Source organism: Micromonospora sp. NPDC050495 (assembly GCF_040655175.1).
Classification (GTDB): domain Bacteria; phylum Actinomycetota; class Actinomycetes; order Mycobacteriales; family Micromonosporaceae; genus Micromonospora.
In genome coordinates this window covers 46,694-60,589 of the sequence record NZ_JBFAJK010000021.1, presented here as the reverse complement: position 1 = coordinate 60,589, position 13,896 = coordinate 46,694, and the positions used below count along the sequence as shown (strand labels likewise).

The 13,896-nt window shown below is 74.6% G+C and carries 14 protein-coding genes; 12 read left to right on the top strand and 2 right to left on the bottom strand.

What is annotated here, in order from left to right; all coding sequences use genetic code 11:
• Positions 1-87: 87 nt before the first annotated feature.
• From nadD to AB0I11_RS20730, 10 genes are all read left to right on the top strand, one after another.
• The gene (nadD, locus tag AB0I11_RS20775; RefSeq protein WP_357322658.1) at positions 88-684 is read left to right on the top strand and encodes a nicotinate-nucleotide adenylyltransferase; all 597 of its coding nucleotides are present in this window, start codon (positions 88-90) and stop codon (positions 682-684) included.
• Positions 685-795: 111 nt separating this feature from the next.
• Positions 796-1,197, top strand: coding sequence for a ribosome silencing factor (rsfS, locus tag AB0I11_RS20770; RefSeq protein ID WP_357322655.1), 402 nt, complete (start codon positions 796-798; stop codon positions 1,195-1,197).
• Entirely contained in the window at positions 1,194-1,823 is a 630-nt protein-coding gene (locus tag AB0I11_RS20765) for a histidine phosphatase family protein (RefSeq protein ID WP_357322652.1), read from the top strand. Before rsfS ends, AB0I11_RS20765 begins: the two co-directional genes overlap by 4 nt.
• Positions 1,824-1,871: 48 nt before the next feature.
• Positions 1,872-2,717, top strand: coding sequence for a DegV family protein (locus AB0I11_RS20760; protein ID WP_357322649.1), 846 nt, complete (start codon positions 1,872-1,874; stop codon positions 2,715-2,717).
• Between the two features lie 5 nt (positions 2,718-2,722).
• Positions 2,723-3,490, top strand: coding sequence for an SDR family oxidoreductase (locus AB0I11_RS20755; RefSeq protein ID WP_357322646.1), 768 nt, complete (start codon positions 2,723-2,725; stop codon positions 3,488-3,490).
• 244 nt (positions 3,491-3,734) lie between these two features.
• Positions 3,735-4,724: a ComEA family DNA-binding protein gene (locus AB0I11_RS20750; protein ID WP_357322644.1), complete on the top strand. Its 990-nt coding sequence runs from the start codon at positions 3,735-3,737 to the stop codon at positions 4,722-4,724.
• Positions 4,724-7,159 (top strand): ComEC/Rec2 family competence protein, encoded by a 2,436-nt coding sequence (locus AB0I11_RS20745; RefSeq protein ID WP_357322641.1) that lies wholly within the window; start codon positions 4,724-4,726, stop codon positions 7,157-7,159. The genes AB0I11_RS20750 and AB0I11_RS20745 overlap by 1 nt, the downstream gene beginning before the upstream one ends.
• Positions 7,160-7,458: 299 nt before the next feature.
• Positions 7,459-7,653: a hypothetical protein gene (locus AB0I11_RS20740; RefSeq protein WP_357322638.1), complete on the top strand. Its 195-nt coding sequence runs from the start codon at positions 7,459-7,461 to the stop codon at positions 7,651-7,653.
• Between the two features lie 217 nt (positions 7,654-7,870).
• Positions 7,871-8,851, top strand: a complete 981-nt coding sequence (gene holA / locus AB0I11_RS20735; protein ID WP_357322635.1) for a DNA polymerase III subunit delta — start codon at positions 7,871-7,873, stop codon at positions 8,849-8,851.
• Positions 8,848-9,342 (top strand): hypothetical protein, encoded by a 495-nt coding sequence (locus AB0I11_RS20730; RefSeq protein WP_357322632.1) that lies wholly within the window; start codon positions 8,848-8,850, stop codon positions 9,340-9,342. Before holA ends, AB0I11_RS20730 begins: the two co-directional genes overlap by 4 nt.
• A 203-nt stretch (positions 9,343-9,545) precedes the next feature.
• Here AB0I11_RS20730 and rpsT read toward each other — a convergent pair whose 3' ends face one another.
• Complete coding sequence (rpsT, locus tag AB0I11_RS20725) at positions 9,546-9,812, bottom strand: 30S ribosomal protein S20 (protein WP_357322629.1); 267 nt, start codon at positions 9,810-9,812, stop codon at positions 9,546-9,548.
• A 404-nt stretch (positions 9,813-10,216) separates the two neighbouring features.
• Positions 10,217-11,242, bottom strand: a complete 1,026-nt coding sequence (locus tag AB0I11_RS20720) for a phosphotransferase (RefSeq protein ID WP_357322626.1) — start codon at positions 11,240-11,242, stop codon at positions 10,217-10,219.
• Between the two features lie 63 nt (positions 11,243-11,305).
• On the opposite strand from AB0I11_RS20720, the gene AB0I11_RS20715 reads away from it, so the two are divergent.
• Both AB0I11_RS20715 and lepA read left to right on the top strand, forming a co-directional pair.
• The gene (locus tag AB0I11_RS20715) at positions 11,306-11,842 is read left to right on the top strand and encodes a DUF4240 domain-containing protein (RefSeq protein WP_357322623.1); all 537 of its coding nucleotides are present in this window, start codon (positions 11,306-11,308) and stop codon (positions 11,840-11,842) included.
• 93 nt (positions 11,843-11,935) lie between these two features.
• Positions 11,936-13,813: a translation elongation factor 4 gene (gene lepA / locus AB0I11_RS20710; RefSeq protein WP_357322620.1), complete on the top strand. Its 1,878-nt coding sequence runs from the start codon at positions 11,936-11,938 to the stop codon at positions 13,811-13,813.
• Positions 13,814-13,896 lie beyond the last annotated feature (83 nt).

Genomic DNA, 13,896 nt, shown 5'->3' with positions numbered 1-13,896 from the left:
CGGGGAAGCCCCCCCCGGAACATCCCCCGCGCGGCGACCCGTCCGGGGCCGGACCGGTCGCCCCGGCGGCGGGCCTACGATCGCGGGGTGGAGGAAGACATCCGGCGGATCGGGATCATGGGCGGGACCTTCGACCCCATCCACCACGGGCACCTGGTGGCGGCCAGCGAGGTGGCCGACCGGTTCGGCCTGGACGAGGTGGTCTTCGTGCCCACCGGGCAGCCCTGGCAGAAGGCGGACGAGACGGTCACCCCCGCCGAGGACCGCTACCTCATGACGGTGATCGCCACCGCCTCCAACCCCCGGTTCCAGGTCAGCCGGGTCGACATCGACCGGCACGGCCCGACGTACACCGTCGACACCCTCCGCGACCTGCACGCCGAGTACGGCCCCAAGGTCCAGCTCTTCTTCATCACCGGGGCGGACGCGCTGGAACGCATCCTGTCCTGGAAGGAGGTGGACAAGATGTTCGAGCTGGCCCACTTCATCGGGGTGACCCGGCCCGGCTTCGAACTCACCGACAAGCACCTGCCGGCCGACACGGTCAGCCTGGTCCAGGTGCCGGCCATGGCGATCTCCTCGACCGACTGCCGGGCCCGGGTCGCCCGCGGCGAGCCGGTCTGGTACCTGGTGCCGGACGGTGTGGTGCAGTACATCGCAAAACGGCGCCTCTACCAGCGGTGACTTTGCCCCGCAGTGTCAGCTCTCGTCCCTGAAATCGACCAGAACTGACAAGTCGTCGCAGCGCCGGGTGTGAGACGCTTGGAGGATCGCACGGTTGATCGAAGGAGAACGGTGACAATTTCCGAACGCGCCCACGAGCTCGCCATCGCCGCGGCCCAGGCGGCGGCGGACAAGAAGGCGCAGGACATCGTCATCATCGACGTGGGTGACCAGCTCGCCATCACCGACGCGTTCGTGCTGGCCGCCGCGCCGAACGAGCGGCAGGTGCTGGCCATCGTCGACGCCATCGAGGAGCGCCTGCTGGAGCTGCCGGAGAAGGCCAAGCCGGTCCGGCGCGAGGGCGAGCGGGGCGGTCGCTGGGTGCTGCTCGACTACGTCGACGTCGTGGTGCACGTCCAGCACACCGAGGAGCGCGAGTTCTACGCCCTCGACCGGCTCTGGAAGGACTGCCCCCAGGTCCCGTTCGTGGACCGGGACCTCGCCGACTCCACCGCCGGCACCGCCGCCGAATGACCCGCCTGATCATCTGGCGGCACGGCAACACCGACTGGAACGCCGCCGGGCGGGTCCAGGGGCAGACCGACGTACCGCTCAACGACCTCGGCCGCGAGCAGGCCCGCGCGGTCGCGCCGGTGCTGGCCGCGCTGCGCCCGGACGCCATCGTGGCCAGCGACCTGCGCCGCGCCGCCGACACCGCGGCGGCGCTCGCCGCCGTCACCGGCCTGCCGGTACGCCCCGACGCCCGGCTGCGCGAACGGCAGTTCGGCCAGTGGCAGGGCCTGTCGCTCACCGAGGCCGCCGAACGGTTCCCCACCGAGTACGCCCGCTGGCGCGCCGGCGACCCCGACCCCGGCGCCGGCATCGAGACCCTCGACGACCTGGGCAAGCGGCTCGGCGTCGCCTTCCAGGAGGCGGCCGACCTGGCCGCCGGTGGCACCGTCGTGGTGACCACCCACGGCGGCGGCGCCCGGCAGGGCATCGGCCACCTGCTCGGCTGGGACCACCGCGTGCTGCGCGCCGTCGGATCGCTGGCCAACTGCCACTGGACCGAGCTGCGCCACGACGACGTCCGGGGTTGGCACCTGCGCGCCCACAATGTCGGGCTCGTCACCCAACCCGCGCTGACCGACGCGGTCTGAGCCGTTCGGCCCCGGCGCGGCGCCGCCACATCGGCTAGCGTGCCGGGCATGCCCGTCGCGGTCGTCACCGACTCCACCGCCTACCTCCCGCCCGAGCTGGTGCGCGCGCACCGGCTCACCGTCGTCCCGCTGACCGTCGTGCTCAACGGCGCGGAAGGACTGGAAGGGATCGAGACGTTCCCGGCGGACGCCACCCGGGCGCTCGGCGGCCGGCGGGTCTCGGCTAGCACCTCCCGGCCCGCCCCCGAGCAGTTCGCCCAGGTCTACCGCGAGCTGCTCGCCGGCGGCGCGGACGGCGTCGTCTCCGTACACCTCTCCGCCGAACTGTCCGGCACCGTCGAGGCGGCGCGGCTGGCCGCCACCGAGATCGGCGACCGGATCGCCGTGGTCGACAGCCGCTCCACCGGCATGGGCCTCGGCTTCCCGGTGCTCGCCGCCGCGGCCGCCGTCGACCGTGGCGCCGACCTCGACGGGGTACGCCAGGCCGCGATCGACGCGATCGCCCGGACCACCATCTTCTTCTACGTCGACACCCTGGAGTTCCTCCGTCGGGGCGGCCGGATCAACGCGGCCGAGGCGCTGTTCGGCACCGCCCTCTCGGTGAAGCCGATCATGCACATGCCGGACGGCGCGATCGTCGTCAAGGACAAGGTCCGCACCGCCAGCCGGGGCGTGGCACGCCTGGTCGACCTGGCCGTCGAGGCGGCCGGCGACGCCGAGGTCGACCTGGCCGTGCACCACCTGGCCGCGCCGCAGCGCGCCGAGCAGTTGGTGACGGCGCTGACCGAGCGGCTCGGTGACCGCCTGCACGACACGTACGTCACCGAGGCCGGCGCGGTGGTCGCCGCGCACGCCGGACCGGGCCTGGCCTGCGTGGTCGTGCACCGGCGGTGAGCGCGATGTCCTACGTGGTGACCGGCGGCGGCCGGGGTGTCGGGCGGGCGATCGTCGAGCGGTTGGCCGCCGACGGCGCCACCGTGGTGGTCGTCGAGCGGGACCCGTCGTCGCTGGCCTGGCTCGCGCAGCACCCCGCCGCCGGCCGGCTGGCCGGGGTGACCGGCGACGCGTCCGACCAGGAGACCGCGGACCGCGCCGCCGACCTCGCCGAGGCGGCCGCGCCGCTGGCCGGCTGGGTGAACAACGCGGCGGTCTTCCGGGACGCCGCGCTGCACACCGCGCCCGCCACCGAGGTGTTCGACCTGATCGCCGCGAACCTGCGCCCCGCCGTGATCGGCGCCGGCACCGCCGTACGCCGGTTCCTGGCCGCCGGCACCGGCGGCGCGATCGTCAACGTCTCCTCCCACCAGGCCAGCCGGGCCGTGCCGGGCGCGCTGCCTTACGCCACCGCGAAGGCCGCCGGGGAAGGGCTGACCAGGGCGCTGGCCGTCGACTACGGCGGGCGGGGGATCCGCACCAACACGGTCGCGCTCGGCTCCATCCGGACCGAGCGGCACGACGCCTTCCTCGCCGGGCTCGATCCGGCCGAGGCCGACCGGGTGACGTCGGAGCTGACCCGGCTGCATCCGGTCGGGCGGATCGGGCGTACCGGCGAGGTGGCCGAGGTGGTCGCGTTCCTCCTGTCCGACCGGGCCGCCTTCGTCAACGGGGTGACCCTGCCGGTCGACGGCGGCCGGGCGGCCCTCGGCGTGGACCCGGAGGCGCGCTGACCGGTCGCGGCCGAGCGGCGGTCGCCCCGGACACGCCTCCGGATCATGTGCCGCGCGCGGCCTCGGCGGTGAGCGCGGGATCCGAGCCGGCGCCCTTCGCTGAGCGACTGTTCCCCCCGGCGGGCGCCGGCCCGCTAGCACACTCCGAAGGTGAGTGGGGGCCTGTCCACAGCCAGCGCCGTCATCCACAGGGGACCACCGGAGCCCGGAGCAGGCGCCCCTCCTCGCCGTAGCCTCCCCAACCGTGCCAGACGACGAGGAGACGACGGTGCGGCAGCGGCTGGTGCGACTGTTCGACCCGGTGGCGGCCGGGCTTGTCGCGCCGGTCGGGCCGGCCTCGCCCGCCGCACCGGCCGCGGCAGTGGGCGGCGCCGGCAGGCCTGGCGAACCGGTGGACCGCGCCAACGAATCCGGCGAGCCGGTGGACGGTGTTGGCGGGCCCGGCGAGCCCTGGTCGGTGCCGGCACGGGGAGCCGAGCCGCGACCCGGACCGGCCGGTCAACTGAGCGACGGGCCGGCGGCCTCCCGGTTGGGCGACAGGTCGACGGCCCTGCCGTCGCCGGGTCAGGTGAGTGACGGGCCGGCGGTCTCCCGGTTGCCCGGGCCCGGGGCGTTCGACCCCGGCCGGCGGGGCGTCCGCGCGCTGGCCGCCGTCGCCGCCGTGGTGGTGCTGGTCGCCGCGGTCTGGGCCTGGCGGTCCCGGCCGCGGGCCGAGCCGGTCCGCCCGGTCGCCGCCACCGCGGAGGCGGCGCAGCCCGCCCCGGCGCCCTCGTCCGCCACGAGCGCCCCGCTCGTGGTTGCGGTCGCCGGCAAGGTACGCCGTCCCGGGCTGGTCCGCCTCCCCGCCGGAGCCCGGGTCGGCGACGCGATCGAGGCGGCCGGCGGCGCGCTGCCCGGCGTCGACGTGGCCCTGCTCAACCCGGCCCGCAAGGTCACCGACGGCGAACTCATCCTGGTCGGGGTCACCGCCCCACCGGTCCCGGCGGGCGGGCCCGGGGCGGCCGGGACCGTGCCCGGTGCCGGTGGTGCGGCGGCGCCGGCCGGTCCGGTGAACCTGAACACCGCCACCCTGGCCCAACTCGACGCGCTGCCCGGGGTCGGCCCGGTGCTCGCCCAGCGGATCCTGGACCACCGGGAGCGGCACGGCGGCTTCCGGTCCGTATCCGACCTGCGCCAGGTCGACGGCATCGGCGACGCCCGGTACGAGCAGCTCAAAGACCTGGTGACGGTGTGATGCCGGGCGAACGGGCCGACGAGGCGGCGCAAGCGGTCCCCGACCTGCGGCTGGCCGGGCTCGCGGTGGCCGCCTGGCTCACCGCCCTGGCCGGGCTGCGCCTCACCGCCGGCGAGACCGCCGCCGTGGCCGGGTCGGCCGCCGGCCTGGCCGCGGTGCTCGGCCTGCATCTCTGCGGCGTCCTCGGACGGCCGTCGGTCCCGGCCCGGCGGTACGGCTGGATCGCCGTCGCGGCGCTCCTCGGGGTGCTCTGCGGCGGGGCGGCGACCGCGGCCCGGGTGCAGGTCCGCGACGCCGCCCCGGTGCGGGCGCTGACCACCGCGCGGGCATCGGTCACCGCCGAGTTGGTGGTACGGGACGACCCGCGCCCGGTGCGGGGTGTGCCCGGCCGCCCGGCCACCCTGCTGGTCCGGGCCGACCTGGTCGTCCTCACCGAACCGTCAGCCGACACCGGAAACCGGGCCGCCCCTGGGGCGGGAACCGGGGCCGGTGGCCGGCGGATCACCGGGTCGGTGCGCGGCCTGGTGCTGGCGACCGATCCGGCCTGGCGGAACCTGCTCCCGGGGCAGCGGGTGACCGCGCGGGGGCGGCTGGCCGAGCCGCGCGGCGGTGACCTGACCGCCGCGGTGCTCACCGCGACCGGTCCGCCCACCGTGCGCGGTCGGCCGCCGTGGGTGCAACGGGCGGCCGGCGTGCTGCGGGCCGGGCTGCACCGCGCCTGCGAGCCGCTGCCCGACGAGCCGGGCGGGTTGCTGCCCGGCCTCGTCGTCGGGGACACCAGCCGGCTGCCCCCGGCCGTGGTGGAGGACTTCCGTACCACCGGCATGACCCACCTGAACGCCGTCTCCGGCTCGAACGTGGCCATCGTGGTGGGGGCGGTGCTGCTGCTGGCCCGCTGGGCCCGGGCCGGCCCCCGCACGGCCGCGGTGCTCTGCGTACTGGCCCTGGTCGGGTTCGTCATCCTGGTCCGGCCGTCCCCGAGCGTGGTGCGCGCCGCGGCGATGGGTGCGATCGGGTTGGCGGCGCTCGCCGCCGGCCGGCCCCGGGCCGCGTTGCCCGCGCTCGCCGCCGCGGTCACCGTGCTGCTGCTGGTCGATCCCGACCTGGCCGGGGATCCGGGCTTCACGCTCTCCGTCTGCGCCACCGGCGGGCTGCTGCTCTTCGCCCCGGGATGGCGGGACGCCCTGCGCCGCCGGGGCGTACCGCCGGGGGTGGCCGAGGCCCTTGCCGTGCCGGCCGCCGCGCAGCTCGCCTGCGGTCCGGTGATCGCCGGTCTCTCCGGGACGGTGAGCCTGGTCGCCGTGCCGGCGAACCTGCTGGCGGTGCCGGCCGTCGCGCCCGCCACGGTGCTGGGGGTGCTGGCCGCCGTGGTGTCACCGGTCTGGCCGGCGGGTGCCGAGTTCGCCGCCTGGCTGGCGAGTTGGCCGGCCCGGTGGCTGCTGCTCATCGCCGAGCAGGGCGCGCGGTTGCCCGCCGGGACGCTGCCCTGGCCGGGCGGGGCCGCCGGGGCCCTGCTGCTCGCCGGGCTCACCGTGGCCCTGCTGATCGCCAGCCGGCGACCACTGCTCCGGCGGCTGGTGGCGGTCGGCACGGTCGCCGTGGTGCTCGGCGCGCTGCCGGTCCGGCTGCTCGCGCCCGGCTGGCCGCCGCCGGGATGGGTGGTCGTGGCCTGCGCCGTCGGGCAGGGAGACGCGATCGTGCTGCCGGTCACCCCGGGCCGGGCGGTGGTGGTCGACGCCGGCCCGGACCCCTCCGGCGTGGACGGCTGCCTGCGCCGGCTCGGCGTACGCGAGGTGCCGCTCCTCGTGGTCAGCCACTTCCACGCCGACCACGTGGGCGGGGTCGCCGGGGTGTTCCGGGGCCGGCGGGTGGGGGAGGTGGTGACCCCGGAGTGGGCCGAGCCGCCCTACGGTGTCGCCCAGGTGCGCGCGGCGGCCCGGGCCGGTGCCGCCGGGCTGCGGGCCGTGCCGGTGGGCTGGAGTTGGCGGGCTCCGGGAGTGCAGCTGACCGCCCTCGGGCCGCCGTACCCGCTGCGCGGCAGCCGGTCGGACCCGAACAACAACTCGCTGGTGCTCGTGGCGACCGTGTCCGGGGTGCGGATCCTGCTGGCCGGGGACGCCGAGACGGAGGAGCAGCGGGCGCTGCTGGAGCGTGGCCCCCCGGAGGCCGTCCGGGCCGACGTGCTCAAGGTGGCCCACCACGGGTCGGCGTACCAGGACCCGGAGTTCCTGGCCGCCGTCCGACCGGCCGTCGCGCTGGTGTCGGTTGGCGTCGGCAACGACTACGGGCACCCGAACGCGGGCCTGCTGGACCGGTTGCGCCGCGACGGTGCCCGGGTGCTGCGTACCGACACCGGGGGAGACGTGGCCGCGATCCGCCACGGGAGCGGACTGGCCGTGGTCGCCCGAGGGGTCGGTCCCGGCCGCCGCTCCTGAAACGCCGCCGCACGGCAGCCGGGAGTACGGGGCGAGCCAACCGGCGCACACGGTTCCCTCCGCGGCCAGCGGTGGGCAGCACGACATCCGGTGCGGCACCGCCGTTCCTCGTGGCCGAGGTACGTCTAGTTGATCAAGGGCGAGTCGTCCGGCCCTCGACAGGTGGCCGATCGTCCGGAAAGTTGTTGCGTCGTGGAAAGTTGGCATCAGTAAATGGCACCATGATCGACATGACCATGAACGATCCCCAGCACCCGCCATACCCTCCGCAGCAGGCTCCGCAGAGCTACCCGCCACAGATGCCTCCGCAACAGGGCTACCCCCAGGGCTACCCGCCGCAGGTGCCTCCGCAGCAGTGGAAGGTGATCAAGACCGGCGGCACCCGGCACGGGATGCACGCGATGATTTCCCTGTTCACCTGCGGCCTCTGGCTGCCCGTGTGGTTCTGCGCCTGGCTGTTCACCAGGAAGCACAAGGTGGCCGTACCGCGCTGAGGCTCGTGGTCACCGCGGCGGAGAAGGGGACCGTGCCCGGGACCCTTGCCGCAGGGGTGTCCCGTTCCTGGGATCGACCGTGGTAACGGTGTGGCGGGCCGGGTGATTTCCGAGCAACCAGGTGGATTGAATCAAATGTCTGGATTCGCGCGAAGTGCGGGTCCGGCCGTCACCGTCCCCAATGACCAGGCACGATCCGGCTCGGGGGCGTGCGAGTATGGGCGACGTGACCCCCGCCAGCCTGCCGCCTATTCTGCTCGTTCTCGGCGACGAGGAGCTGCTCGCCACGCGAGCCGTCACCGAAGCTGTCGCCCGGGCACGCAGCGTCGACCCCGATGTGGACGTTCGGGAGTACCAGGCCAGCTCGCTGATGGTCGGCGAGATCGCCGAGATGCTCAGCCCCTCGCTGTTCGGCGGGCGCCGGGTGCTGGTGCTCCGCTCCGCCCAGGACGCGCGCAAGGACCTGGTCACCGCGCTGCTGGCGTACGCGAAGAATCCCGACCCCGAGGTGCAGCTCGTGGTGCTGCATCTCGGTGGGGCGAAGGGTAAGGCGTTCGCCGACGGGCTCCGCGCGGCTGGCGCCACCGTGGTGCCGGCGGCGAAGCTCAAGGGCCACCGGGAGCGGGTCGCCTTCGTCCGCGACGAGGTCCGCCGTGCCGGGGGCACCTGCACCGAGGACGCGGCCGAGGCGCTGATCGCCGCCGTCGGCACCGACCTGCGGGAGCTGGCCGCGGCCTGCTCGCAGCTCGTCTCGGACACCGACGGGCGGATCGGGGCGGACACGGTTTCCCGGTACTACCGAGGGCGGGTCGAGGTGACCGGCTTCACGGTGGCCGACGCCACCATGGTCGGTGACGTGCCGGCCGCGCTGGAGGCGCTGCGCTGGGCGCTGCACGTCGGCGTCGACCCGGTGCCGATCGCCGACGCCATCGCCGACGGGGTGCGGACCGTGGCCCGGGTCGCCTCCGCCGGCCGTGGCAGCCCCTACCAGCTCGCCAGCAGTCTCGGCATGCCGGCCTGGAAGATCGAGCGGGCCCAGCGGCAGGGGCGGGGCTGGACGCCGGAGGGCCTGGTCGAGGCGATGCGGGTGGCCGCCGAGTGCAACGCGGCCGTCAAGGGCGGAGCCGACGACCGGGCGTACGCGCTGGAGCGGGCGGTGTTCTCGGTCGCCGCCGCCCGGCAGGGCGGCGCCCGGTGACCCGAGCCCGCCGTTGGGCCACGGTCCCGACGGACGAGGAGCGGTACCGGCCGCTCTACGCCCGGGTGCTCGGACTACGCTTCGTCAACCCGGGCGGCGTGCTCTGCTTCCTCTTCTTCGAGGGATCCGTGGCGCTGGCCGCGCTGCTCGCCCTCGCCGAGCTGGTCACGTGGTGGGCCGTGCTGGTGCTGCCCGCCGTGGTGGCGGCCATGGTGAAGCTCAACGACCTGGTCGCCGAGCAGGTCATCCACAGCGCCGCGCAGGTGCCGGAGCAGGAGCGGGACCGGTTCCGCCGGCAGATCGAGCCGGTCGTCGGGCGGGCCCAGGTGCCGTCCACGGCCCGGGCGCTGCGCGCCGGGCAACCGTCCACGGCCCGGGCGCTGCGCGCCGGGCAACCGTCGACGGTCCCGGCGCTGCCGGCCGGCGACCCGGCACCCGGGATGGCCCGACCGGGCGAAACCGTGTACCGCTACGACGAGGGGCAGCGCTGAGCCGACCGGCACCACCGGTTCCGTCGGCCGAGCGTCGAGTCGGCGCCGACCGGTGCAGGCCGGCGTCAGAGGAGCATGCCTCAGGGCGGGCCGACGCCGGTACTGATCCGCGAACCAGGTCGACGACCCGCTCGGCCGGCATCGCAGACAGCCGGAAGCCCCGGGGCGTACACCCCGGGGCTTCCGGCCAGGTCTGAGGTGCGTCAGGCCGAGAACGAGGCGACGCGCTTGGCGATCGCCGACTTCCGGTTGGCCGCCTGGTTGGCGTGGATGACGCCCTTGCTGGCCGCCTTGTCCAGCTTGCGGGCGGCCTCGCGCATGAGAACGGCGGCCTTCTCGGTGTCGCCGGCCTCCGCAGCCTCGTTGAACTTCCGGATGGCGGTCTTCAGCGACGACTTGACCGACTTGTTACGCAGCCGGCGCTTCTCGTTCTGCCGGTTGCGCTTGATCTGGGACTTGATGTTCGCCACGCGACAGCCTCGTCTTGATAGCTCGGGTTGGTCAGCTTCCGCGCACGACGAGCATGCGTCATCGCCGCGCGAAAAGCCAGGTTACCAGGTCCGGTCGCGACGAGCCAAAACGCCCCGGCGTCCCCGGCCCGACCTGCCCGCCGACCCTACGCCGACCGCGCCGACCGCGTGGCGACCGGGCCGACCGCCCGAGCCGGGCCGACCGTCCGACCCGGGCCGACCGCGCCGACCCGGCGACCGTGGCGACCGCGCCGACCCGGCGACCGTGGCGACCGCGCCGACGCCTGCCGGGCCGACCGGGGCGGGGCGGTCGGGGGTGTGATCCACTCCGGTTGCGGCATGTCGTGGCATCCGGGCGGTCGGATACCCCGCTTTGCGGCAGGTGGAGTGGATCGAGGTCGGGATCACCGCCAGCCCTGCCGGGCGGCGAGCCAGCCGAGTGCCTGCTCGCCGCTCCACCGCTGGTGCGCCCGGAGGTGCGGGGACGCCGTCGACGGGCCGGCGGCGGCGCCGGTGAGGAAGTAGCCCGCCAGAGCGGCGAGGGTCACGTCGAGCGCGTCGGGCGGGGCGCCGGCGGCGGCCGGGTGGGTGGCGAAGGCGGTGTCCGCGTCGAGGCCGCTGGCGTACCCGGTGAGCAGCAGGCTGACCAGGTCGAACCAGGCCGGCCCGTGGCAGAGCCAGGTCCAGTCGCAGAGCCAGACCCGGCCCGCCGGGTCGAGCAGCAGGTTGTCCACCCGCAGGTCGCCGTGGGCCAGCCCGGCGCCGGCGGCGGCGTACCCGGGCAGCCGGGACTCCAGCGCGACCAGTTCGGGCAGCGGGGCCCAGGCGGGCACCTCGGGCGGCGGCTCGCGACCGGCGGCCACCTCGCCCCACCAGAGGATGTCGTCGCGGGCCAGGTCGGCGAGGCGGGGCAGGCCGAGCGCGACGAGGTCCGCCGGCGGGTCGGCCAGCGCGGCGGCCACCTCGGCGTACGCGGCGAGGGCGGCGTCCAGCTCGGCCGGGTCCCAGGGCAGCCGGGGGGTGTGCCCGTCGACCGCGGTCAGCGCGACCGCGTACCAGCCGGCCCCGGTCAGCGCCCAGCGCGGGCGGGGCACCGGCAGGCCGGTGGGGAGCCGGGCCAGCACGGCTGCCTCGTGTGCGTACCAGTCGACCAGGTGGCGCTGACCGGCCAGCTCCGCCGCCTTCACGAAGACCCGGTCCCCGTCGGGGCCGGTGAGCAGCGCGGCGAAGCCCCGGGTGAAGCCCGCCCCGGCCACCCGGACCTCGGCCGGGGGCCCGCCGAGCCGGCCGGCGAGCGCGCTCCGCAGCCCGGCCGGCAGCGCGGCCCAGTCGGGGCGGACGGCGGTCGCGTCGTACGGCACCGGGGGCGGGCGGTTCTCGGGCACGCCACCATGCTGCCCGATCGGGATGTCGTACGGCGCTGGCAGCATCCGGGGCGTGGCGACGAACGGGTGCCGGCCGAGGGCCGAGGGTGTCTGGGAGACTGCGGGGCCATGAGGACCGAGGACTTCTGGCAGCTGATCGAGTCCGCCCGGGCCGGCGCCGGGGGAGAGCCCGCCGCGGTGGCCGCGCGGGCGGTCGCCCTGCTCGCCGAGCGGGACCCGGCGGAGATCATCGGGTACGCCGAGCACCAGCGCCGGGTGCTCGTCGCCTCCTACAAGGTCGACCTGTGGGGCGCGGCCTACCTGATCAACGGCGGTGCCTCGGACGACGGCTTCGAGTACTTCCGCGGCTGGCTGATGACCCAGGGTCGGGCGGTGTTCGCCGGGGCCGTGGCCGACCCGGACTCGCTCGCCGAGCTGCCGCAGGTGCGGGCCGCCGCGCTCAGCGGCGAGGAGTTCGAGTGCGAGGACATGCTGGTGGTCGCCTGGGAGGCGTACCGGAAGGCCACCGCGGCCGAGCTGCCGGCGGTCCGTGAGCCGGTCGCGGTGCCCGACCTGAACGACTTCTGGGACTTCGACGACGAGGAGGAGGCGCGCCGGCGGCTGCCCCGGCTGGCCACCCTCTTCGTGGAGCCGCCCGAGGAGTGACGGGGGAGGACCGGCGTCCCGGCCGGCGTGGGAGCATAGAGGGGGCCGGCGGCGCGCCGGCCCGCTCACGTCAGCCGACCAGAACGGACCGCTGTGCCACCGACGCTCGATCCCGGCGCGAACGCTCCTGGTGCCACCGACCCGGCGCGGATCAGGAACTTCTGCATCATCGCCCACATCGACCACGGGAAGTCGACCCTGGCCGACCGGATGCTGCAGCTCACCGGTGTGGTCGACCCCCGGCAGATGCGCGCGCAGTACCTCGACCGGATGGACATCGAGCGCGAGCGCGGCATCACCATCAAGAGCCAGGCCGTGCGGATGCCGTGGACCATCCGGGAGGGCGACCGGGCCGGCGAGACGGCCGTGCTCAACATGATCGACACCCCGGGTCACGTCGACTTCACCTACGAGGTGTCCCGGTCGCTGGCCGCCTGTGAGGGCGCGATCCTGCTGGTCGACGCCGCGCAGGGCATCGAGGCGCAGACCCTGGCCAACCTCTACCTGGCGCTCGAGAACGACCTGCACATCATCCCGGTGCTCAACAAGATCGACCTGCCGGCCGCCCAGCCGGAGAAGTACGCCGAGGAACTGGCCCACCTGATCGGCGGCGACCCGGCCGACTGCATCAGGGTCTCCGGCAAGACCGGGGAAGGGGTGTCGTACCTGCTCGACGAGATCGTCCGGCAGTTCGTGCCCCCGGTCGGCGACGCCGACGCCCCGGCCCGCGCCATGATCTTCGACTCGGTCTACGACGTGTACCGGGGCGTGGTCACCTACGTCCGGGTGATCGACGGGAAGATCAGCGCCCGGGACCGGATCAAGATGATGTCGACCGGCGCCGTGCACGAGCTGCTGGAGATCGGTGTCATCTCCCCGGAGATGGTGAAGGCCGACGCGCTCGGGGTCGGCGAGGTGGGCTACCTGATCACCGGGGTGAAGGACGTCCGCCAGTCTCGGGTCGGTGACACCGTCACCATCAACACGAACCCGGCCAAGGAGGCGCTCGGCGGTTACAAGGACCCGAAGCCGATGGTCTACTCCGGCCTCTACCCGATCGACGGGTCCGACTACCCCAACCTCCGTGAGGCGCTGGACAAGCTCAAGCTCAACGACGCCGCCCTGGTGTACGAGCCGGAGACCTCCGGGGCGCTCGGCTTCGGTTTCCGCTGCGGCTTCCTCGGCCTGCTGCACCTGGAGATCATCCGGGAGCGGCTGGAGCGGGAGTTCAACCTCGACCTGATCTCCACCGCGCCGAACGTGGTCTACCGGGCGATCACCGAGGACGGTCAGGAGATCGTGGTGACCAACCCGAGCGAGTACCCGACCGGCAAGATCGCCGAGGTGTACGAGCCGGTGGTGCGGGCCACCGTGCTGACCCCGAACGACTACGTGGGCGCCGTGATGGAGCTGTGCCAGGGCCGGCGGGGCAGCCTGCTCGGCATGGACTACCTCTCCGCCGACCGGGTGGAACTGCGCTACACGCTGCCGCTGGCCGAGATCATCTTCGACTTCTTCGACCAGCTCAAGAGCCGCACCAAGGGGTACGCCTCACTGGACTACGAGCCCTCCGGCGAGCAGGCGTCCGACCTGGTCAAGGTCGACATCCTGCTGCACGGCGAGCCGGTGGACGCGTTCAGCGCCATCGTGCACAAGGACAAGGCGTACACCTACGGCACCACGATCGCGGCGAAGCTGCGCACGCTGATCCCGCGCCAGCAGTTCGAGGTGCCGATCCAGGCGGCCATCGGCAGCCGGGTGATCGCCCGGGAGACCATCCGCGCCATCCGCAAGGACGTGCTCGCGAAGTGCTACGGCGGTGACATCAGCCGCAAGCGGAAGCTGCTGGAGAAGCAGAAGGAAGGTAAGAAGCGGATGAAGATGGTGGGCCGGGTGGAGGTCCCGCAGGAGGCCTTCATCGCCGCGCTCTCCTCCGACTCCGGCGACGGCAAGCCCGCCGGCAAGAAGTAGCCGCCGGCGAGAAGCAGGCGAGGGCAGGTCCGCCGACAAGAAGTCAGCGAGGGCAAGCCCGCCGGCGAGAAGTCGGCGACGGC